The 21,974-nt window shown below is 51.6% G+C and carries 17 protein-coding genes, 3 tRNA genes and 1 pseudogene; 12 read left to right on the plus strand and 9 right to left on the minus strand.

From position 1 onward, the window contains the following. Positions 1-49 precede the first annotated feature (49 nt). The 4 genes from C9J03_RS22510 to orn form a co-directional block, all read right to left on the minus strand. A tRNA-Gly gene (locus C9J03_RS22510) sits at positions 50-125 on the minus strand. 34 nt (positions 126-159) lie between these two features. Continuing rightward, positions 160-235, minus strand: a tRNA-Gly gene (locus C9J03_RS22515). Positions 236-253: 18 nt separating this feature from the next. After that, positions 254-330, minus strand: a tRNA-Met gene (locus C9J03_RS22520). 132 nt (positions 331-462) lie between these two features. Continuing rightward, positions 463-1,008, minus strand: a complete 546-nt coding sequence (orn, locus tag C9J03_RS22525; protein WP_044622054.1) for an oligoribonuclease — start codon at positions 1,006-1,008, stop codon at positions 463-465. A 137-nt stretch (positions 1,009-1,145) separates the two neighbouring features. On the opposite strand from orn, the gene rsgA reads away from it, so the two are divergent. The 5 genes from rsgA (at position 1,146) to C9J03_RS22550 (ending at position 7,847) form a co-directional block, all read left to right on the plus strand. Continuing rightward, positions 1,146-2,198: a small ribosomal subunit biogenesis GTPase RsgA gene (gene rsgA / locus C9J03_RS22530; protein ID WP_044622055.1), complete on the plus strand. Its 1,053-nt coding sequence runs from the start codon at positions 1,146-1,148 to the stop codon at positions 2,196-2,198. A gap of 143 nt (positions 2,199-2,341) precedes the next feature. Beyond that, positions 2,342-3,214, plus strand: coding sequence for an archaetidylserine decarboxylase (asd, locus tag C9J03_RS22535; RefSeq protein ID WP_044624330.1), 873 nt, complete (start codon positions 2,342-2,344; stop codon positions 3,212-3,214). Between the two features lie 143 nt (positions 3,215-3,357). Continuing rightward, complete coding sequence (locus C9J03_RS22540; RefSeq protein ID WP_044622056.1) at positions 3,358-4,773, plus strand: SLC13 family permease; 1,416 nt, start codon at positions 3,358-3,360, stop codon at positions 4,771-4,773. Between the two features lie 241 nt (positions 4,774-5,014). Then, a complete protein-coding gene (locus C9J03_RS22545) occupies positions 5,015-6,898 on the plus strand; it encodes a methyl-accepting chemotaxis protein (protein WP_044622057.1) in 1,884 nt (627 codons plus the stop codon). 223 nt (positions 6,899-7,121) lie between these two features. Further along, positions 7,122-7,847, plus strand: coding sequence for a carbonic anhydrase (locus C9J03_RS22550; protein ID WP_044622058.1), 726 nt, complete (start codon positions 7,122-7,124; stop codon positions 7,845-7,847). 427 nt (positions 7,848-8,274) lie between these two features. Here C9J03_RS22550 and epmA read toward each other — a convergent pair whose 3' ends face one another. Continuing rightward, positions 8,275-9,246 carry an elongation factor P--(R)-beta-lysine ligase gene (gene epmA, locus C9J03_RS22555; protein WP_044622059.1) on the minus strand — a complete coding sequence of 324 codons (972 nt, stop codon included), beginning with the start codon at positions 9,244-9,246 and terminating at the stop codon, positions 8,275-8,277. Positions 9,247-9,795: 549 nt separating this feature from the next. Between epmA and frdA the strand changes: the two genes are divergently transcribed. From frdA to frdD, 4 genes are read left to right on the plus strand one after another with little or no spacing between them, the layout of a single operon-like run. Further along, a complete protein-coding gene (gene frdA / locus C9J03_RS22560) occupies positions 9,796-11,610 on the plus strand; it encodes a fumarate reductase (quinol) flavoprotein subunit (protein WP_044622060.1) in 1,815 nt (604 codons plus the stop codon). Further along, the gene (locus tag C9J03_RS22565) at positions 11,610-12,350 is read left to right on the plus strand and encodes a succinate dehydrogenase/fumarate reductase iron-sulfur subunit (RefSeq protein WP_039458938.1); all 741 of its coding nucleotides are present in this window, start codon (positions 11,610-11,612) and stop codon (positions 12,348-12,350) included. The genes frdA and C9J03_RS22565 overlap by 1 nt, the downstream gene beginning before the upstream one ends. Positions 12,351-12,352: 2 nt before the next feature. Next, positions 12,353-12,736, plus strand: coding sequence for a fumarate reductase subunit FrdC (gene frdC, locus C9J03_RS22570; protein ID WP_039458941.1), 384 nt, complete (start codon positions 12,353-12,355; stop codon positions 12,734-12,736). A gap of 10 nt (positions 12,737-12,746) precedes the next feature. Further along, the gene (gene frdD / locus C9J03_RS22575; protein ID WP_039458945.1) at positions 12,747-13,109 is read left to right on the plus strand and encodes a fumarate reductase subunit FrdD; all 363 of its coding nucleotides are present in this window, start codon (positions 12,747-12,749) and stop codon (positions 13,107-13,109) included. Positions 13,110-13,174: 65 nt separating this feature from the next. Here frdD and C9J03_RS22580 read toward each other — a convergent pair whose 3' ends face one another. Next, on the minus strand, positions 13,175-14,566 hold the full coding sequence (locus C9J03_RS22580; RefSeq protein ID WP_044622061.1) for an SPFH domain-containing protein: 1,392 nt from the start codon (positions 14,564-14,566) through the stop codon (positions 13,175-13,177). A 196-nt stretch (positions 14,567-14,762) separates the two neighbouring features. Beyond that, positions 14,763-15,329 carry an elongation factor P gene (gene efp / locus C9J03_RS22585; protein ID WP_039459773.1) on the minus strand — a complete coding sequence of 189 codons (567 nt, stop codon included), beginning with the start codon at positions 15,327-15,329 and terminating at the stop codon, positions 14,763-14,765. 33 nt (positions 15,330-15,362) lie between these two features. Between efp and epmB the strand changes: the two genes are divergently transcribed. From epmB to C9J03_RS22600, 3 genes and pseudogenes are all read left to right on the plus strand, one after another. Further along, positions 15,363-16,385 carry an EF-P beta-lysylation protein EpmB gene (gene epmB, locus C9J03_RS22590; RefSeq protein WP_039459775.1) on the plus strand — a complete coding sequence of 341 codons (1,023 nt, stop codon included), beginning with the start codon at positions 15,363-15,365 and terminating at the stop codon, positions 16,383-16,385. Positions 16,386-17,001: 616 nt separating this feature from the next. Further along, the gene (gene rimK, locus C9J03_RS22595) at positions 17,002-17,904 is read left to right on the plus strand and encodes a 30S ribosomal protein S6--L-glutamate ligase (RefSeq protein ID WP_039459779.1); all 903 of its coding nucleotides are present in this window, start codon (positions 17,002-17,004) and stop codon (positions 17,902-17,904) included. Between the two features lie 101 nt (positions 17,905-18,005). Next, positions 18,006-18,479, plus strand: a pseudogene (locus C9J03_RS22600) (MgtC/SapB family protein); the annotation flags it as partial. Between the two features lie 931 nt (positions 18,480-19,410). Here C9J03_RS22600 and C9J03_RS26790 read toward each other — a convergent pair. Next, the gene (locus tag C9J03_RS26790) at positions 19,411-19,656 is read right to left on the minus strand and encodes a MarR family transcriptional regulator (protein ID WP_044622062.1); all 246 of its coding nucleotides are present in this window, start codon (positions 19,654-19,656) and stop codon (positions 19,411-19,413) included. Between the two features lie 32 nt (positions 19,657-19,688). After that, complete coding sequence (gene ltrA / locus C9J03_RS22605) at positions 19,689-21,347, minus strand: group II intron reverse transcriptase/maturase (protein ID WP_044622063.1); 1,659 nt, start codon at positions 21,345-21,347, stop codon at positions 19,689-19,691. Between the last annotated feature and the right edge of the window lie 627 nt (positions 21,348-21,974).

Here is a 21,974-nt window from a genome sequence, read left to right on the forward strand (position 1 = left end):
CTGAGCTAGTGTCGCATGTCACTGTTAGGCACAATGAAAGCCATAAATCTGGAGCGACACACGAGGTTCGAACTCGTGACCTCAACCTTGGCAAGGTTGCGCTCTACCAACTGAGCTAGTGTCGCATGTCACTGTTAGGCACAATGAAAGCCATAAATCTGGAGCGACACACGAGGTTCGAACTCGTGACCTCAACCTTGGCAAGGTTGCGCTCTACCAACTGAGCTAGTGTCGCATTTTCTCAAAAGAGAATTGGTTGCGGGGGCCGGATTTGAACCGACGACCTTCGGGTTATGAGCCCGACGAGCTACCAAGCTGCTCCACCCCGCGTCCGTATTATATTGAAAGGCAAACCAAACTAAGAATTGCCTTTCGAGGCTGCGCATTATACGAGGAAATGAGACGGATGCAATAGATCTCAAAAAAAATTTGATATTTCCCATCCAACCGTCTATTTCCTCGTCAAATTTTCATGATCTGCTCACGATAGTAGCGCAATTCGGCGATCGAGTCGCGAATATCATCCAACGCTAAGTGGCTGCCCTTCTTGCTAAAACCATCTAACACCTCTGGTTTCCAGCGGCGCGTCAGCTCCTTAAGGGTACTGACATCCAAATAGCGGTAATGGAAATACTGCTCCAACTCAGGCATGTGCTTATAGAGAAAACGACGATCCTGACCAATACTATTACCACAAATAGGTGATGCCCCTTTCGGAACCCACTGCTCCAGGAAGGCGATGGTCTGGCGTACCGCTTCGTCTTCGCTAACCAGGCTCTTACGGATCCGCTCAACCAAACCGCTGTTGGTATGGGTGGTGGTGCACCATTCATCCATCTTGGTCAATTCAGCTTCAGGCTGGTGAATCGCCAGTACCGGTCCCTCAGCCAGGACATTGAGCTGCGCATCGGTCACAATTGTCGCAATTTCAATGATTTTATGGGTTTCGGGATCCAACCCAGTCATTTCTAAGTCGATCCAAATAAGGTTCTGATCGCTGATCATCATCGGATATTGCCTATTCTATGAGTAAACCATGTATGATAATACCAAACTAGCGCCGTTGCCGAGGCTACCACTATAGGTTTTCGGCTGGCGACACATTGGTATATTACCGTAAGCCAACTTAACTGAACGATATTCTTGTGGCAAAAAAGAAAAAGCTTACTAAAGGTCAGAGCCGCCGCGTGCGCTCTAACCAAAACAAACGACTGAAGCGCGAAAAAGATGATGTCCAGTGGGATGAAACCCTGCTGGAGTCTGCTCGTGAAGGCTTGGTGATCACCCGATTCGGCCAGCATGCCGATGTCGAAGATCCGGAAACCGGGATCATTCATCGCTGCAACCTGCGCCGGAGTATCCAGAGCCTAGTCTCTGGCGACCGCGTTGTCTGGCGTCCGGGCGTTGAGGCGCTGCAGGGCATTGCCGGGGTGGTAGAAGCCGTTCATGAGCGCGAGTCGATGCTGACCCGTCCCGATTACTATGATGGCGTCAAAGCCGTGGCGGCCAACGTCAACCAGATCATTATCGTATCGGCGGTATTGCCCGAGCTATCACTCAATATTATTGACCGCTACCTGATCGCAGCCGAAACGGTAGGGATCCCACCGCTGATCGTGCTCAACAAAGTCGATCTACTTGAAGCGGACGATCGCAAACAGGTCGAAGAGACCCTGTCGCTGTATCAAGAAATTGGCTACGAAGTACGCCTGGTCAGCTCAGAGACCGGTGAAGGCCTAGATGGCTTGCGCGAAGATCTCAAAGGTCATATCAGCATCTTTGCCGGCCAGTCTGGTGTCGGTAAGTCGAGCCTGGTCAACGCCCTGATGCCAGAAGTAGACGCCGAAGTGGGGGATGTGTCAGAGAACTCTGGCCTTGGTCAGCATACCACCACCGCCGCGCGCTTATATCACTTCCCTGATGGGGGCGATCTGATCGACTCACCGGGGGTACGAGAGTTTGGCCTTTGGCACCTTGAGCCGGAGCAGGTGACCGAAGCGTTTGTTGAGTTCCGCGATTACCTGGGCGGCTGTAAGTTCCGTGACTGCAAACACGGCAATGATCCGGGCTGCATCATTCGCGAAGCTGTCGAGGAGGGTAAGATCCATCAGGCCCGTTACGACAGCTACCACAAAATCATCGACAGCATGTCGGAGAATGTCGCCAACCGGCAGTTCTCGCGCAATAAGCCTGATTGATAGCTGGCGGCTCCCTTTATGTAGGGAGCCGCAACCACGACAGCAAGTAACTGACTTTACCCGGTAAGTTAGGTATTATGACGAGCCAAAGTTATAATTACGTAACCACCTTGTTGAAAGACTCACTGTTTCTGGACGATACCGTGCACGACAATTTCAAAATCGGCTTGCAGTACTGCGCGCCAAAGCAAACCCTGACTCAGCTCGCTGGCAAACTTGCCTCCCTGAAGGCTGGCAAACTCACTACCGCGGTGATCCGTTGGTTCATCCGCCAGTACGGCATTGATATGAATGAAGCACGTAACCCTGATCCGGCGGCTTACGATACCTTCAACGACTTCTTTGTCCGTGAACTCAAAGACGGCGCCCGCCCAATCGATGACACTGCCACGGTTATCTGCCATCCGGCCGATGCCTGTGTCAGCCAGTTGGGCCCAATCACCGGTGGCGAGCTTATCCAGGCAAAAGGCCACACCTATGAAGCCGTAGAGCTACTAGGTGGCGACCAGACCCTGGCCGAAGAGTTCCTGGACGGCCACTTTGCCACACTGTACCTGTCCCCTAAAGACTACCACCGCGTCCACATGCCGTGTGACGGCATCCTGCGCCATATGGTCTACATTCCGGGCGAGCTGTTCTCGGTCAACCCACTAACGGCAAAAAATGTACCGAACCTGTTTGCCCGCAACGAGCGTGTAGTGTGTATTTTCGATACCGAATTTGGCCCGATGGCCCAAGTGCTGGTCGGTGCAACCATTGTCGGCAGTATTGAAACGGTGTGGGCCGGCACCATTACCCCACCGCGCAGCCCGGAAATCCACCGCTGGAACTACCCTGCCGAGGGAGAGCAGGCCATCACTCTCAAGAAAGGGGAGGAGATGGGCCGCTTCAAGCTAGGCTCGACAGTGATCAACCTATTCCCGAAAAATGCCATCGAGTTTGTCGACGGTCTGGAAGCCGGTGTCCCGACCAAAATGGGCAGCGCCTACGCAACGCGCGTTTCCGGTGAGCAATAATAAGTCTAAACGGTTAACATTTTTGAACAAAAAGGGCCTTCGACGGCCCTTTTTTTATGCAAAAAATTGACCATATCGAGGAAAATATCACCACCCAAATAGTATGCTGGGCTCAGTCAATAATATAAGCAAACCAACATACTATGAAAAAAATCTCTGTCTCCCAGCTCGTAAAACTGCTGGTCGCATTCGTGATCCCGCTCGGGATACTGATGCTGCCTATCGATGCCATTCCAATTGCTGAATTAACCGTTTCCCAACATCGCCTGCTGGCCATCTTCGCCCTGGCCGCCCTGTTATGGGTACTCGAGCCCGTTCCCGTCTTTGCCACCTCGATCCTGATCATTACCTCACAACTGATCATGATCTCCGACAGCGGGCTGCATACCTTCCGTACCCCCCCCGCCGGGCACGAGATGGGGGAAGTGCTCAAGTACACCGATATCCTCGGCTCGTTCTCATCCCCTATCATTATCCTGTTCATGGGGGGATTTGCCCTGGCGATTGCCGCCTCCAAGTATGAACTGGACAACAATCTAGCACGGGTTCTACTCAGGCCGTTTGGCACCCAGCCGAAATACATCATGCTCGGCCTGATGCTGATCACTGCGGTGTTCTCGATGTTCATGTCCAACACCGCTACCACCGTGATGATGCTAGCCTTATTGGCCCCTATCGTGGCCTCCGTGCCGAAAGGGGATATCGGTATCAAGGCCTTGGTACTGTGTATCCCGATCGCCGCCAACACTGGCGGGATCGCGACACCAATCGGCACCCCACCAAACGCCATCGCCCTGCAGTATTTAACTGGCGAGAACGCCATCAGCTTCCTGGGCTGGATGATGATCGGCCTGCCATTTGTGATCCTTCAGTTGGCCTTTGCCTGGTGGTTGCTGCAGAAAATGTTCCCATCAACCCAGACCCACATGCAGCTCGAACTCAACGGTCAGTTCCAGAAAAGCTGGCAGGCCATTGTGGTGTACATTACCTTCGCCTTGACCATTCTGCTCTGGATGACCAGCTCACTCCACGGCATGAATGTCTATGTCGTCTCGATTATCCCGTTGGCGGTGTTCACCTTAACTGGGATCATGGGCAAAGACGAAATCAAGTTGATCAACTGGGAAGTACTGTGGCTGGTTGCCGGTGGTATCGCTATCGGTTTGGCGCTGGATAAGACTGGCCTGGCTCGTGCCCTGGCTCATGCGGTGGACTACGACGCGCTCTCGCCGATTGCGGTGGTACTGACTCTGTCGGTTATCTGTTGGCTGATGGCAAACTTCATGTCCAACACAGCGACGGCTAACCTGTTGATCCCTATTGCTGCTGCAGTAGCAGCATCGATGGAGAGCCTGGCATCACTAGGCGGCCTGCAGGGCGTGCTGGTCGTCGTGGCCTTCTCGGCCTCGCTCGGTATGATCCTACCGGTATCGACGCCACCGAACTCCCTCGCCTACTCAACGGGACTCATCGAAAGCAAAGACATGGCCAAAACCGGTCTGATCATCGGCGTGGTCGGCCTTGCTGTAGTCTATCTCGGCGCGATGGTACTTACCTGACGAATGCCCGCTTCGGCAGTATGAAGGCGGCATATGCCGCCTTCTCACAACCTGACGACTTTGAAGCATCAGGAGCACATTTCTGTTAACACGATCACTTTATTTCCGTCAATTATCCATGATGATATTTCACCTTCCGCCAAGGGGGTTTTCGCTTTACCCAAGGCTCACATCGCTCCACTAACCACACCGGAAATGCCACCTCAATAACACCAATATTAGGCAGCCGAGAGAGATAACCATGAAGCTAACGATCAAACACAAGATACAACTGGCGATTGCAGTGATTATCGCCACCGTCAGTGCCGTCCAGGCCTGGATTTCCATCTCCCAGCTCAGGCAGGAAACCTACACGGCCATCAATAACCAGATGCGTGATATTGCCCAGGGCACCAGCAGCAATATCAGTGACTGGCTCGCCATCCGCAGCGATATGATGCTGGCCAACGAAAGCCTGATCGCCAATCAGGACAATGTCGATCGCGAGCTATTGCTGACCAAGCGGGCTGGGCAATTCCTGTCGGTCTACGCCGGGTTCAATGACGGCACGATTGCCTATGGTGACAAAACCGAGGATTGGCCTGATGGGTATGATCCGCGCACCCGCCCTTGGTACCAGGATGCCATGCGCCAAAATGGTCTGATCCTGACCGAGCCCTACGAGGATTTCGATGGTAGCATGGTCGTCAGCTTTGCTAAGGCCTTTGCGGGGGAGCACCGCGGCGTACTGGCGGCGGATCTGACCATCACCGATATCATCAACCAGGTCCTTAACCTGCAACTGGACAACAACGGTTTTGCCTTCTTGGTTGACGGTAACAACAATATCGTCGCCTACCGCGATGAGTCACTCAGCCAACAGCCGCTCAGCCAGCTCGATAACGAGTTAACCCCACAGCTGTTGCAGCGGTTGATCGCCAGCCCAACCATCCACACTTTCCATCTCGACAGCGACGGCAACGACAAGTTGATCTACGCCACCCCTATCGCAGGTACCGATTGGACCTTGGCCCTGGTGGAAGACAAGAACCTGGCTTTTGCCTCCATCGGCGAGCAGATCACCTTTATCCTGCTGGCTTCTGTCGGTCTGTATATTGTCATTTCGGCAATCGCGACTCTGATTATCAACAACCTGCTTCGCCCGCTATCACGCCTCAATGAATCGGTAGCCCAACTGGCGGAAGGCCAAGGCGATCTGACCCAGCGTATTGATATTGAAAGGATGGATGAAATTGGTGTCTTGGCCGATAACATGAACCGCTTTCTTGGCCAGCTACAGACCATGATCAAAGGCGTGGTCACCCAATCCGATCGTCTCGGAGAGCAAGCTGAGCTATCAGCCCAACAAACTGTGCAAGCCAACCAGAAGGTCAACGAGCAGCAAAACGACATCAACCAGATTGCCACCGCGATCCATGAGATGTCAGCCACCTCCGCCGAAGTGGCCAGCCATGCTGAAATGACGGCGGCTGCGGCTCAGGCGTCCACCAGCTCTTGCGAACAGGGACAGGAAGTGATCAGCCAAAACCGCAATGCCATTACCTCGCTGGCCACACAGGTACAAGATGCAGCCAGCGTGATCCACGAACTGGAAAATAATGCCCAGAACATCAATCAAATTCTGTCGACTATCCAAGGCATTGCCGAGCAGACCAATCTGCTGGCACTCAACGCCGCCATTGAGGCCGCCCGGGCGGGCGAGCAAGGACGCGGCTTTGCTGTTGTTGCCGATGAAGTGCGAGTGTTGAGCCAGCGCACCCATGATTCGACGGAGGAAATCCGCGCGATGATCGAAACCCTGCAGCAAAACACCCGCCAGGCCGTCGACAGTATGCAGGCCAGCACCAATCTGGCCGGTGAAAGTGTGGGGTTTGCCGAAGCCGCCAGCGATAGCCTGAGCCAAATCACCCAGGCGATCAGTGAAATCTCGGATATGGCAACCCAAATTGCCAGCGCCGCCGAAGAGCAGCGTGCCGTCAGCGAAGACATCAGCCGTAACACCCAGGCCATCAAAGATGTGTCCGATCACCTGTCGGTCCAAACTGATGCCGTGACCGAAAGTGCCAAGGAAATGCATGCCACCGCCGCGAGCATGTGCCGTGATGTATCGCGCTTTAGGGTCTGATGTCCCCCGGTATTGTTCTTACTTTCCAAAGCCGCCCTGCCGGGTGGCTTTCTTTTTGCCTGTTACCTCGCAAATCCAAAAAATAGGTTTTCATTTCCCCTCCGCTTTTTTCTCCATTACTGGATATGGCTGCCAATTCCGACGCCTTCCCCTCCACAGTCGCCCGCAACCACTACACTATGCACGGAGGCGAATTAAACAGAACATACAGCGAGGATCGAACATGAAACCATGGCCTTTCAAAGCCCTACTGCTCACCATGGCGGCGGCATCACTGACCAATGCCCAAGCGGCGGACTGGAGCTATACGGGAGAGCACGGCGTTGATCACTGGGGCAAACACTTTACCACCTGCGGCGAGGGAGCCAACCAGACCCCGATCGATATCAAGCGTACCATCAAGGCGGAGCTGGCCCCGCTGCATATCGACTACCAGGGCAAGGTCCGTGAGGTGATCAACAACGGCCATACCGTGCAGGCCAATGTCGAGGGCAAGAACCAGTTGATCATCGACGGCCAAACCTTCGATCTCCAGCAGTTCCACTTCCATACCCCGTCGGAAAACTTTATTGCCGGCAAGCAATTCCCGCTTGAGGTGCATTTTGTCCATGCCAATGCCGAGGGCCAACTGGCAGTGGTCGCCGCGATGTTCAAGACAGGTCCTAGGGGCAACGAGGCTTTCGATGGCCTGCTGGCAACCGTTCCCGAAAAAAACCAAACCGTACCACTCGACAACGTCCTGAACCCGGCGGATCTGCTGCCGAGGGAGCGTGAGTATTACCGCTTCAGCGGCTCGCTGACCACCCCACCGTGCAGCGAAGGGGTGCGCTGGTTTGTCATGCGTGAAGCCCAAACCAGTAGCGCGCAGCAAATCGACAGCTTGCACAACGTTATGGGCGACAATGCCCGCCCGCTGCAGCCGCTCAATGCCCGGGTTGTGCTGGAATAAACGCCTAACCTTGGTGCATTGCCACGATAACCGGCGCTGTTGCGGCTACACACTCGTCAGCGCCCCCTGCCGCAGCGTGGCTCGGGGCTCTCATGGCGGAGCTGGGAACTAGGTTGATACTGATACCACCAACCGCAAGTGATAACCATTTGCATTTAAAGTGTGATTTGATTATGATTTGACCTGTTTGGTTAAGGCGCCTTGGAATCCTACCCTGCGACAACGCCAAAACAAGAGAGATACGATAACACTCGCAATACTGGCTGTTCCCCCAGCTTTGGCCGCGGCAGCGATACCCTCCTGCCACCAGATATATGAACCTTTTCTGCCTGCAGAAACAAACCACGCGGCAATCTTGCCGCGCGGTTCATTGGTCTGGCTGTTCGCAAAACAGCTAGGATATGCAGCCCAGCCTCAAGATCAGCATTTAGGCTATGGTGATCGGAAACGCACTGACTTGATCAATATGATCCACGCCCAGCGACAGCATGATCAAACGATCCACGCCCAAAGCGACTCCAGCACAATCCGGGAACCCGGCACGCAATGCCGACACCAAGTGCATGTCGATTGGCTGGGGTGCCAGTCCCATTTTCTCGCGCTTACGGTTATCTTCTTCGAATCGGGACAGCTGCTCGTCGCCATCGGACAGCTCGTGGAAGCCATTGGCCAGCTCAACGCCCTTGAAGTACACCTCAAAGCGCTCGGCAACCCGACTGTCCTGCGGGTTGATCTGGGCCAGTGCCGCCTGAGAAGCCGGGAAGTCATAGACAAAGACCGGGCTTTGCTGGCCAATGTTCGGCTCGACACCCACACTGAACAGCAACTGCAACAAGGTATCGCGGTCCTGCTCGGGCTCGGCGATATCGGCCAGCCCCAACCCAGCAGCGACAACCTTCAGATCAGCCATACTTCCTTCCAGCGGGCAGACGCCCAGCACCTCAACAAAGGCTTGCTGGTAGGTCATTCGCTCGGCGGCATCACATTTCAGTACCAATTGCAGCAAGTCATCCATCTCGTCCATCAGTGCATGGTGATCGAAGCCCGGGCGGTACCACTCCAGCATGGTGAATTCCGGGTTGTGGAAACGCCCCGACTCTTCATTACGGAATGACTTACAAATCTGATAGATAGGCCCGCTTCCAGCCGCCAGCAAGCGCTTCATGTGGAACTCAGGACTGGTCATCAGGTATAGCTGCTGACCGTCGGCATAACCCGGGCCGACAAAGGTCGTCTGGAAGGTGTGAAGATGGATGTCGGTCACCGTTGCCTGGCTCATCGCCGGGGTATCGACTTCCATCACCTCACGCAGAGCGAAGAAATCGCGGATCGTCGCCAGGATCGCCGCTCGTTGCTTGAGGCGGCCAAGAGGGGCTGTTGGTTGCCAATGGGTAGTCATAGCCTGAAAAATGGTTGGGTGGATTGAAGGGCTATTTTACCCCATTCCCCGCCGGCTCACAGCGCTATTCGCTCCAGTAGACGGGCAAGCCGTTAGAGGGTGAATGGAATATGACATATTATGAAAAACCCTGTTCAACGGGCTATCAAATCATTCGCAAAACAATCGATAACAAGAAACACCACCACAACAAAATAACCACAAAAGTCGCATTAAAACAACATTCACCGCCAAAGCAAACATTTACCCGCTCAATAACCTGTTCTTTATTAGCTACTTAGCAAGTATACCCGAAACACGCCATTAATGAGCCAGAAACAAATAACACATTTCATTTCGTTTAATTAACAACCATAAAACATTACAAATTGTGACAATTATCACACTTTATGTAATCCCCTTATACTTTTGGGCTATTTCATTTAAAAAGCTGCGTCTAAATCAAATTTTCTATCGATATTGTTTCATAGAATGCCTTTAGGATTTCAAGGTTAAGTACGCTCAGGCGTACTTTTTTAAATTTTATCGTCTTACCTCCGGAGGATAGCTGTGAAAACAATTACCACAGATATCGCTGTAATCGGCGCGGGTGGTGCAGGTCTTCGTACTGCCATCGCTGCTGCTGAAGCAAACCCAGACTTGGAAATTGCTCTTATTTCTAAAGTTTACCCAATGCGCTCTCATACCGTAGCTGCAGAGGGTGGCTCCGCTGCCGTCATCAAGGATGAGGATAGCTTGGACAACCACTTCAACGACACCGTTGGCGGTGGTGACTGGCTATGTGAACAGGACGTTGTTGAATATTTCGTAGAAAACGCGACCCGCGAGATGACCCAGCTAGAGCAATGGGGTTGTCCTTGGAGCCGTAAAGAAAATGGTGACGTGAACGTACGCCGCTTCGGTGGTATGAAGGTTGAGCGCACATGGTTTGCCGCGGATAAAACCGGCTTCCACATGCTGCACACCCTGTTCCAGACGTCTATCAAATACGATCAAATCAAGCGTTTCGACGAATACTTTGTTGTAGACCTACTGGTTGAAGAAGGTGAAGTGCAGGGTCTTGTGGCTATCCACATGGCCGAAGGTGAGTTGATCTGCATTAAAGCGAAGTCTGTTGTTCTTGCAACAGGTGGTGCTGGCCGCGTTTACAACTGTAACACCAACGGCGGCATCGTAACCGGTGACGGTATGGCTATGGCCTTCCGCCACGGTGTTCCTTTGCGTGACATGGAGTTCGTTCAGTACCACCCAACTGGCCTACCAGGCACAGGTATCCTGATGACCGAAGGTTGTCGTGGTGAGGGCGGTATCATCGTCAACAAGAACGGCTACCGTTACCTACAAGACTACGGCATGGGCCCTGAAACACCAGTTGGCCAACCGAAGAACAAATACATGGAACTAGGTCCTCGTGACAAAGTTTCCCAGGCATTCTGGCACGAGCTGCAGAAAGGCAACACCATCAAGCACCCACTGGGTGACGTGGTACACCTTGACCTTCGCCACCTGGGTGAAGAGTACCTGCACGAGCGTCTACCGTTCATCTGTGAGCTAGCAAAAGCTTACGTTAACGTTGACCCTGCTAAAGAGCCGATCCCAATCCGTCCAACGGTTCACTACACCATGGGTGGTATCGAGACTGACAAGCACAACGAAACACGCATCAAGGGCCTATTCGCCGTGGGTGAATGTTCTTCTGTAGGCCTGCACGGTGCTAACCGTCTAGGTTCTAACTCACTGGCTGAGCTTGTGGTATTCGGTCGTCTAGCCGGTGAAGGTGCGGCTAAACGCGCTGAAGAATTCAAAGGCTGGAACGATGCAGCGATCACTGCACAGGTTCAGGCTGTTCAGGACCGCATTGATGCCCTAATGGCACAAGAAGGCGACGAGAACTGGGCTGACATCCGTACTGAAATGGGTCACTCCATGGAAGCGGGCTGTGGTATCTACCGCCAAGAAGACCTGATGCAGGCAACTATCGACAAGCTGGCCGAACTGCGTGCTCGCTTCAAGAACATCAGCATCAAAGACAAAGGCAAGGTCTTCAACACTGACTTGCTATACGCAATCGAAGTAGGTTACGGCCTTGAAGTTGCAGAAGCGATGGCTCACTCTGCGATTCAGCGTAAAGAGTCTCGCGGTGCTCACCAGCGTCTTGACGATGGCTGCACTGAGCGTGACGACGTGAACTTCCTGAAACACACACTGGCGTTCTACAACGGTGACGACGCACCTCGTATCGAGTACAGCGACGTAACAATCACCAAGTCTCAGCCAAAAGCCCGTCTATACGGTGCAGCGGCAGAAGAAGCGGCAGCGAAAGAAGCAGCCGAAGCGGCAGCGAAGAAAGGGGAGCAGGCGTAATGTCAGACAATCGCATCCAAAAAGTAGAAATTCTGCGTTATGACCCAGCGAAAGATGCAGAACCATACTTCGAAATGTTCGAAGTACCGTTTAACGAAACTATGTCTGTGCTTGATGCCCTGGGTTACATCAAGGACAACCTAGACAAAGATCTGGCTTACCGCTGGTCTTGCCGTATGGCAATCTGTGGTTCTTGCGGCATGATGGTCAACAAGGTGCCAAAACTGGCCTGTAAGACCTTCCTGCGTGACTACCCGAACGGCCTGAAAATCGAGGCGCTGTCTAACTTCGCTATCGAGAAAGATCTTGTGGTAGACATGACGCCGTTCATCGAGCGCCTAGAAGCTATCAAGCCATACATCATCGGCAACGATCGCAAGCCAGAAGACGGTCCAAACAACCAGACGCCAGAGCAAATGGCGAAGTACAAGCAGTTTGCAGGTTGTATCAACTGTGGCCTTTGCTACGCAGCATGTCCTCAGTTCGGTCTGAACCCTGAGTTCATCGGCCCTGCAGCACTTACCCTGGCACACCGCTACAACCTAGACAGCCGTGACAACGGTTCTGATGAGCGTATGAAGCTGATCAACGGTGAAAACGGTGCATGGGGCTGTACGTTTGTTGGCTACTGTTCTGAGGTTTGTCCGAAGAGCGTAGACCCAGCAGCAGCGGTTAACCAAGGCAAAGTGGAATCTTCTAAAGATTTCGTTATCGCCATGATGAAACCTCAGGAGGCATAAGGATGAGCAATCGTAAACCTTACGTTCGCGAAATGAAGCGCACTTGGTGGAAGGATCATCCTTTCTACCGCTTCTACATGGTTCGTGAAGCAACTGTACTACCACTGATCTTCTTCACTATCTGCCTGACTTTCGGTCTAGGTAGCCTAGTGAAAGGCCCTGAAGCATGGGCCGGCTGGCTTGAGTTCATGGCGAACCCAGTCGTTGTTATCCTGAACGTGCTGGCACTGTTGGGTAGCCTGTTCCACGCTCAGACTTTCTTCAGCATGATGCCTCAGGTGATGCCTATCAAACTGAAAGGCAAAACGCTGGATAAGAAAGTTGTTGTTCTATCTCAGTGGGCTGCGGTTGCTGCAATTTCACTGTTCGTACTAGTTCTAGTTTAAGGAGAGCCACGTGGTTAATCTAAATCCTAAACGTTCTGACGAACCAGTATGGTGGGGTCTGTTCGGTGCTGGCGGTACTTGGTTTGCAATGCTAACACCTGTGACCGTACTGGTACTGGGTATCATGGTCCCACTGGGTATGCTAGACGCTGAAGCAATGAGCTACGAGCGCGTTTCTGGCTTCGTAACCAGCTTCATCGGTGCACTGTTTACTATCGCGACCCTGGCTCTGCCAATGTGGCACGCGATGCACCGTCTGCACCACGGTATGCACGACCTGAAATTCCACACGGGTGTGGCAGGTAAAGTAGCATGCTACGCAGCGGCATTCCTAGTGTCTGCGCTAGCTGTGATTTTCGTTTTCATGATCTAATCGTGATGCGAAACGAAAAAAGCACCGCCTAGCGGTGCTTTTTTTATGCCTATAGAAAGAGTCCGTTATGGCTTAGCTTGGTTTGCCAGCTTCTCGCTCTGCTCCAAAATTCCCAACGCGCCAAAGCCGGTGATCACATCCAGATTCGTGGTCATCTTGCCGCCCTCACCGCCGAAATAGTTTTTCGGCATCTCCACCTGGTAGTTCTTCAGGTTATTGTACAAGGCAGTTGAGACGTCACGGTTCAGCTCAGCCAAATAAACATCACGGTTGGCGCCATAGGCATCGTATTTGGCTTTGAGGATTTCGGCTTCCGCCCGTCCTTTGGCCAAAATCGCCTTGGCTTCGTACTCTGCCGACAGGGCATTGGCTTTCTGGATAGCCAGGTTTGCCTCGGCAATCGCCAGCTCTTTTTCCTTGTCCACTTCCGCTAATCGCTTATTCTTCTCGACCTCGACAATCTCCCGCTCAGCGATCTGGCGGGCGACCTCGACCTCCTTCTGCTGGGCAATAATCGCCAGCTCCTTGTTGCGCTGGGCATCCTGTACTTCACGGGTACGCTGGATTTCCTTGCGCAGCTGCTCGGTCTCCGCCTGTGCCTTCGAGGTCTCCTGCTCCTGGATAGCACGGATACGGTCTGCAACCAAACGCTTCTTGTCGGTCAGCAGCTTGTCCAGCTGCCCCTCGGGTTTGGGATCGCCAATCGTTACCTGGGTCACGGCAATACCGTACTGGCGCAATGGGTTGTCCTGACGCTTCGGGTTACCCTGGGCATCGAGCATCGGCACCGTCTTCCATACCAGCTGCTGGGTGCGCTGAAGTTGATTGGAGTTATTCTGGTTCACCCCGACCGGCGCCAGATCAATCTGCTCGACCTCGACCTGGCGGCGCTCGGTCATGTAAATGCCGTCACGCAGCTGGTCGCCCAACTTGGACTTAAACTGGTTCAATCCGCCCTGGAAAAACTCCTCACCGGTGTATTGGGTGGCAGTAATGACGGTCACATTACGGGCGTTTTTCACCAGCAGGGCATCAATCAGGTTGCTGTTGTTGCGGAACTCCCGGTGCATCTTGATAATCGATTCCGGATCTTGCGATAACTTGAAGCGGAAAGTCACCGGGATTTCACCGACATAGGTATCGGCAAAGCGCACTTGGATAGCCGGTAGGCGCTGGTAGAAATCCTCGCCGGTGGTATTGCCGTAGGAGACGGTGATCACCTGATCATACTTAGTGATTTTCGACAAGAACGGCATCCTAAAATGGATACCGGGCTGGTTGAACACATCCAGATCCCCGGTCAGGTTGTTCTGGTGCACATAGGTGTACCCTGCGTCCGTCATCAGCACGGAGTTATTGACCAGGCCGAACAACGCAGCGGCCCCGAGGATGCCGCCAACCACGGGCAATGACACTTTTTTCTTGAGCGCACTCTGCGCCTCAGGCTTAAAATCCATATTCCCTAAACCAACTTGTTATTATTCCACTGTATGGTTCAGGGTATGAAATAGCAGGCACAAATAAAAGCAAAACAATGCACTTACCGCATTGAATCCAACGCAGGTCAAAAAGCGCGCTGAAATTTACACAAAGTGTTTGTTTAAAAAATAAAAAAGGCCGCCTAGGCGACCTCTTTATACAACCGAAAGCGAATTACTTCACACGGCCAACATATTCAGCTGAACGAGTGTCAACCTTGATCACTTCACCGATAGCGATGAACAGAGGTACACGTACTACCGCACCGGTTGATAGCGTTGCCGGCTTACCACCTGTGCCCTGGGTATCACCCTTCAGGCCAGGATCGGTTTCAGTCACTTCAAGCTCAACGAAGTTCGGTGGCGTCACGGCGATTGGGTTGCCGTTCCAAAGTGTTAGCGTGCACGAGTCGTTTTCTACCAACCACTTCGCGTTGTCACCTACCGCTTTTGCGTCTGCAGCGATCTGCTCGAACGTCTCGCTGTTCATGAAGTGGTAGAACTCACCGTCGTTGTATAGGTAATCAAGATCAGTATCGATTACGTCTGCAGCTTCAACGCTTTCACCAGACTTGAAAGTCTTCTCCAGTACCTTGCCTGAAAGCAGCTTACGGATTTTAACGCGGTTGAACGCCTGGCCTTTGCCTGGCTTAACAAATTCGTTTTCGATAATGACACATGGTTCATTATCTAGCATAATTTTCATTCCGCCGCGGAATTCATTGGTGCTGAAAGACGCCATTTTTATCCTCTTAACATCTTCGAGTTGTATTTAATGCCGCACATAATAACCCGAAACGCCTCATCTGTTGAGCAAAACTGGCTGAATGATCTTGCTAATGCGATTTCTGATCCGATTCAACTGCTAAATAGCCTGAAAATCGATCCCACCCCGTGGGCAGAAGGCTTGGCGGCCCGGAAGTTATTTGCGCTGCGTGTCCCTTTGAGCTTTGTCGAAAGAATGGAAGTTGGCAACCCCCACGACCCGTTATTGCGACAGGTATTGCCACTAGCTGAAGAGTTCGAGGTTCACCCGGGCTACTCGCAAGATCCGCTCGAGGAGCAGGACAACGCCATTCCCGGCCTGCTGCACAAGTACCAGAACCGGGCACTGATGATTGTCAAAGGCGGCTGTGCGGTCAATTGCCGCTATTGCTTCCGCCGCCACTTCCCCTATCAGGATAACCAGGGCGGCAAGCGCAACTGGCAAGTCGCGCTGGACTATGTTGCCGCCCAACCGAAAATCAACGAAATCATTCTGTCTGGCGGCGATCCGCTAATGGCTAAAGACAGCGAAATGGCCTGGCTGATCGATGCCATCAGTGCCATTCCGCATATCAAGCGGCTACGTATCCACTCCCGCCTGCCGGTGGTACTGCCATCACGCATCACCCCAGAGCTATGCCAAATGCTGGCTCAGAGCCGCCTACAGACCGTACTGGTAACGCACATCAACCATGCCAACGAGATCAATAGGGAATTAAAGCAGGCGATGCAGGGGCTCAAGCAGGCCGATGTCACGCTGCTCAATCAAGGGGTGCTGCTAAAAGGTGTCAACGACAACGTCGAAGCCCTGACCCTGCTCAGCGAGGCGCTGTTTGATGCGGGTATCCTGCCCTACTACCTCCATGTATTAGATAGAGTCCAGGGTGCGGCGCACTTCATGGTCGACGACCACGCTGCTCGCCAGCTGATGGCTGGCCTGATGGAGAATGTGTCGGGCTATATGGTGCCGAAACTGACCCGCGAAATCGGCGGCCGCCGCAGCAAGACCCCGTTGGATTTGCACCTCGAGTAACCCTTAGCGCAGCACATACTTTTCTGTCACCTACTGCAGTGCCGTTGTGTACTGCAGTCGTCCCTCACGTTGCTAACCGCCCAAACCGTACAGCAAAACAACAAACATCCACCTTTTAGGTGCTCAAAACCAACCTTCAAGACAGTGCTCACCATAAACATTGTAAGCTGTTGTTTTTAAAGAGTTTAATTATGTACAGCTTTTCTGGCTTTTTTACCGGCAAGCTCACAACAACCAAAAAGGTCTCATTTTCGGTCAAAACCCGCAAAGCGTACAGCAAACCCTGTCATGTGCAGATAAAACATGAGCAAGTATTTGACCAGCCATGTTAAAATCAAAGGCAAGCAGATAAGTAACTGATATTAAATAACTTATTATCATGTACAGCTTTTCGCGCTTTCTGCCAGGAAAACCCACGCAACAAAAACGAACACAGTAGGTAAATTAGTATCGGATTGAGAAAATTATTTGATGGATGCGATTAAAAAAGATCATCGTCAAATCGCTCGCTTTTTAAACCAAGTAAGCGCATAGTCGCGCTCCAATCTGCTGGCGAGGAAGGCAGCCAAACTTCACGCCCTGCAGGCAATCCATCACCTTATTAATGAGTAACGCAATGAAAATTGGCATTCTCTCCCAGAACGAAAACCTGTACTCAACCCGCCGCCTGCGGGAAGCCATTGAACAGCGCGGCCACGAAGCTGTGATCATCAACGCGCTGCGTTGTTATATGAATATCAACTCGGTCAAGCCGTCGATTCACTTCGAAGGCCAAGATCTGACGGGCTTTGACGCCATTATTCCGCGTATCGGTGCGGATATTACCTTTTACGGCTGTTCGGTACTGCGTCAGTTCGAAATGATGGATGTGTTCTCGGTGAACCCATCGATTGCGATTTCGCGTTCTCGGGACAAGCTGCGCTCGCTGCAGTTACTCAGCCGCAAGGGCGTCGGCATGCCAATTACCGGCTTTGCCAGCAAACCCGACGATGTGCCGGATCTGATCAAAATGGTCGGCGGTGCGCCGCTGGTGATCAAACTGCTGGAAGGCACCCAGGGCATTGGTGTGGTATTGGCCGAGACGCAAAAGGCCGCCGAGAGTGTGATTGAAGCCTTTATGGGGCTCAAAGCCAATATCATGGTGCAGGAGTTCATCGAGGAAGCCGGTGGTGCCGACATCCGCTGTTTTGTTATCGGCGACAAGGTGATTGCCGCAATGAAGCGCCAGGGCGCAGAAGGCGAGTTCCGCTCCAACCTACACCGCGGTGGCAGTGCATCATTAATCCGCATTACCCCGGAAGAGCGCAAAACCGCCGTGGCGGCCGCCAAAGCCATGGGACTCAGCGTTGCCGGTGTTGACTTGCTGCGCTCCAACCGCGGGCCATTGGTGATGGAAGTCAACTCCTCTCCGGGCCTGGAAGGTATTGAAGGGGCGACCGGCAAAGACATCGCCGGGATGATTGTGGAATACATCGAGAAAAATGCCGGCAAAAAAAGCCGCCGCAATTCTCACCAGTAATTCCCTCTCGCCTGCGGCATACAGAGAACTCAGATGAAAAGCAGCTCCCGGGCTGCTTTTTTCATCAGCCAACACATTCAAAGACAGGAGCGACAACGGTTATGTGGCTTGATATTACGCCCTTTGCCTGGCCAGCCCTTTTGCAATGCGCCATTTGCGGTACGGTGATTGGGGTGGAACGCCAGATCAGGGGCAAACCGGTCGGGATCCGCACCTCAACCTTAATCATCATGGGAACCTATTTTTTCATCACCCTGGGTGAGACGTTATCGACCAACAACGCCGACATTTCCCGGGTCATGGCACAGGTGATCACCGGTATCGGCTTTTTGGGCGCCGGTGTGATGATGACCCGGGACGGGCAAATCCATGGCGTCACCTCGGCGGCCGTGGTATGGATGCTGGCCGCCCTCGGGATCACCATTGGTCTGGGCTACGGCCAGACGGCAGTGCTCATGACCGGTATCGTGGTGGCGATTTTGCTCGGCGTCGATAAGCTGGAAAATAGCCTGCGTGTATTACGCAAAGGTGTCCACGCCCACCTGAGCGACCGGCGCCAACTGAAGAGGGTCAAACGCCACCGCCAGGAAGGAGATGACAGGCAGGATGTGGCGAAGAGCGCAGCCGAGGCCATAGCGGCAACGGGAGAGCCCAGCCCAGAGGAACATGTTTTAGAAAAATCCAATCGCAATCGGCAAGAGGCAGCAGCCAACCAGGATGTACAGCAATAGGGCTCTCAAACTGCTTTTTTGTGAGCGGTTTGACCACCTGTATCCCCAACCTCTTAATTTGAGCTCAAACGCTTGATTGTAAAGACATAAATAATTGTTCAGCTTTTTCGGCTTTTTCCCTGACAAACTCATTTCTGCTGTTTTCGCCATTTTCCAGCAGAAAGACGGGAAAAAGCCGCTTTCACTCGTACAGCTTTTTGCCAAAACAACAGCCAAAAGCAGCTCAAAATCAGGCGCCATAAAATCCCGCCAATAATCAAACGTAAGCTGTTGATATGAAGGGTTTTATTTTGCGTACAGCTTCCCTGGCTTTTTGCCAAGTGAACCTAGGCAGGCCATTTGCTTTGCCTTTCAGCGTCAAGCACTCACGCTCAAGAAGCCTCAGCGATCCCCTCCCTTAAGTCTCACGCGTTCAGCTTTTTGCGTGCTGGACACCAAAAAGCAAAGCAATCTCAACCCTGTTCACCCAAGATAAACCCAACGCTCATAAGCTATTGATATTATACAATATATACTATGTACAGCTTTCTGAGCTTTTTTCCTGACAAGCCCGTCATGGGAAAAATACGTCCCTACAAGATGATATTGCCTTTTCCAGCCATAAAAAAACGGAGGCTTTCGCCTCCGTTTTCAAATTTTATATCTATCTCAGTGAGATAGGGGTATGTCGGGTAGCAGCGACGCATTACTGCGCCACCGCCCCCTAAGAACCGTACGTGCGAGTTTCCCCGCATACGGCTCAAGCCTTTATAAGTTCACAGGTGTGAACCAGCAACTAATCACGAGCCAAGTACTTTGCATCATGCCTAGAACCATTTTTTATCACTAAGCCTCGATTAACTAGATTGCCAAGAATTGACCAAGATAGGTAATTCTTATGCTTCCCCGCTATATCGGACTGTAATCCCAATTCATCAGCAATAGTTGCATTGCTAACCCCGTTAGGGTGTTCTGCGATGAACTGCAAAACGGCTTCTTCTATCAGCTTAAGTCCTTGTTGTGATTTATTTTTAGCTTCCATAGTTAACTTCTAGGGCTCATAGGTGTTATGAACTAAGTTATACCATGGATCTGCCTATGACAATTAATATGCAACATCATGAGGTTCGAGCTATTATCAGACCCGCCGTCCACTCGTCGGATAATATGGTGTACATCCCAATTATCTTCCCAATGAAATGACTGATTACATATCGCACATTTGTAATCTTGCCTGATTGCAATCTTCCAGAGCTTCATGTTGCCCGCCAAGGATTTTTTCAATCTTTGCACCTTCAAACGCTCAAAGTATTGTTCGTCTTCTGGTAGGTAACAATTCGCTAGTGCCCGAATTTTCACATGCTTATCGACTTTCACCCTCGCAGCACTCAGCAAGCGATAGTGTCCGCCTTCCCCATTTGGTTTCGGTGCGCTAAATACCCAGTTTCTATCACCTACTGTTTTAAAGTATTTCTCTTTAATCCAGCGTTTTCTGCGATTTAAGTGGATTCGCTTGCACCATTGCCAAAGCATTTTCCAGATTCTGTAATCAATATATTTGAATGTCTCGCTAGCACATATCCACCGATGGTAGTTACACCATCCTCGGATCATCGGGTTTAGCTTGGCAATGACTGCCCTAGCTGGCACCGTTTTATGGCTATTGAGGTACTCTCGTATACTTTGCAGAAAGGTCTTAACGTTTTTATTCGATGGTTTGATTAACATCTTGCCATCGTATTTACGTACATTCTGCCCCAGAAAATCAAAGCCCTTTTCTATGTTTGTTATCAACGTCTTCTCTTCAGAAAGTTGAAGCCCTCGCTCGGCCATAAAGGCTTTCACTAATGGCAATACTTCTGTCTCTAGTAACTCTTTCGAGATCCCAGTGATAATGAAGTCGTCGGCATAACGTACGTAGTTAACTTTAGTTTTATAACTAGCTTTGGTGTTTTTCTTCCCGAAGCGGGATTCCAACACTGTTTCTAGTCCATCCAAAGCCATATTCGCTAGTACGGGTGAAATAATTCCCCCTTGAGGTGTACCAGCGTCAGTCGGACTAAGTTTTCCTGATTCCATGAACCCAGCTTTCAGCCACTTTCTGAGTATCGATTTATCCATAGGGATATTATCGATAAGCCAGTTATGACTGATATGGTCAAAACACCCTTTGATATCCCCTTCCAGTACCCATTGAGCACTTGATTTCCGGCTGAGGTTTACGAAGCATTGTTCGATAGCATCAGCACAAGAACGATGAGGACGAAAGCCGTAGCTATTCCTGTCCGCTGTAGATTCTGAAACAGGCTCAAGTGCTAGCAGGTATAGTGCCTGCATCGCTCTGTCGCGCATTGTCGGAATCCCCAGCGGCCTCAGTTTGCCATTGGCTTTGGGAATATAAACTCGCTTGAGAGGTTTAGGCTTATAGCCTTTTCGCTTTAGCGTGTTTATTGCATCCCACTTCAAGGCAGGTGTATTCCAGATTTCTCCATCTACACCAGTAGTGCTCTTTCCACGGTTCTCTGTGACTCGCCTAATGGCGAGCACTTTGGCAGCGAACGAATGAGTTAACATGCGTTGTAATTGCTTTACTTGTCTCCAATTTGATTTCAGCGTTGCTTTCGCGATCCTTACCTGTAGCCCCTTCACTCTCTGATTCATTAGCTCCCAGTTGATACTGTGCCAATCATCCGCCGAGTGGGAGAACGCAGGTATTACCGAAGTTTTACTCATCTTGCTTTTCTCCATGTAGGTATAACCAATCCCACAGAAAGAAGGCACAATGATCCCTTACGGGATAAAGTACTCTTCATCCCATAAGGGTTTGATTAGTTTTAGGCGCCTAGGCGCTTGTTAGCGGCTTTACATGCTTTCACACGATTAAAGACCAGAAAGAAGTCTGCCCGTTTTCACGTGAGGCAAATTTTGAACCTCTATTTTTACCATTACAGTAAAACATTCGCTTTTTCTTTCCTCCTTTACCCTCTTGCTCATCAGGTTGCCTTGCGACTTCCCTGCCATTTCTGGCAAACAGTAGGGCTTACCAAGTTCTTATATTCATACAAACAGCTAGTTAGGTTCTGTCTATTCAACGGTGGCACTACAGTAGCGTTTTCCCAGATGTAAAAGGAAAAACCTGTCCACATACCTTTTGGTTAGAGCGTATCAAAGACGTTTCGCTCATTGCGGCTGACGTTGTTTATCAACAGTTCACTTACGTTAACCGTATAGCTGAGCCTAGCCCCTCAATCGATTGTCATTATCGATATCTACTATTCTGCTCACGCAGGAATAGCACCTTTGCAGGGGGTACATTGTCAGGATGCTTCACACCAGTCCGTTACCAGACTCGCACTATCC

Origin of the sequence: Photobacterium gaetbulicola (genome assembly GCF_003025515.1) — a bacterium.
In the GTDB taxonomy this organism is placed as follows: Bacteria; Pseudomonadota; Gammaproteobacteria; order Enterobacterales; family Vibrionaceae; genus Photobacterium; species Photobacterium gaetbulicola.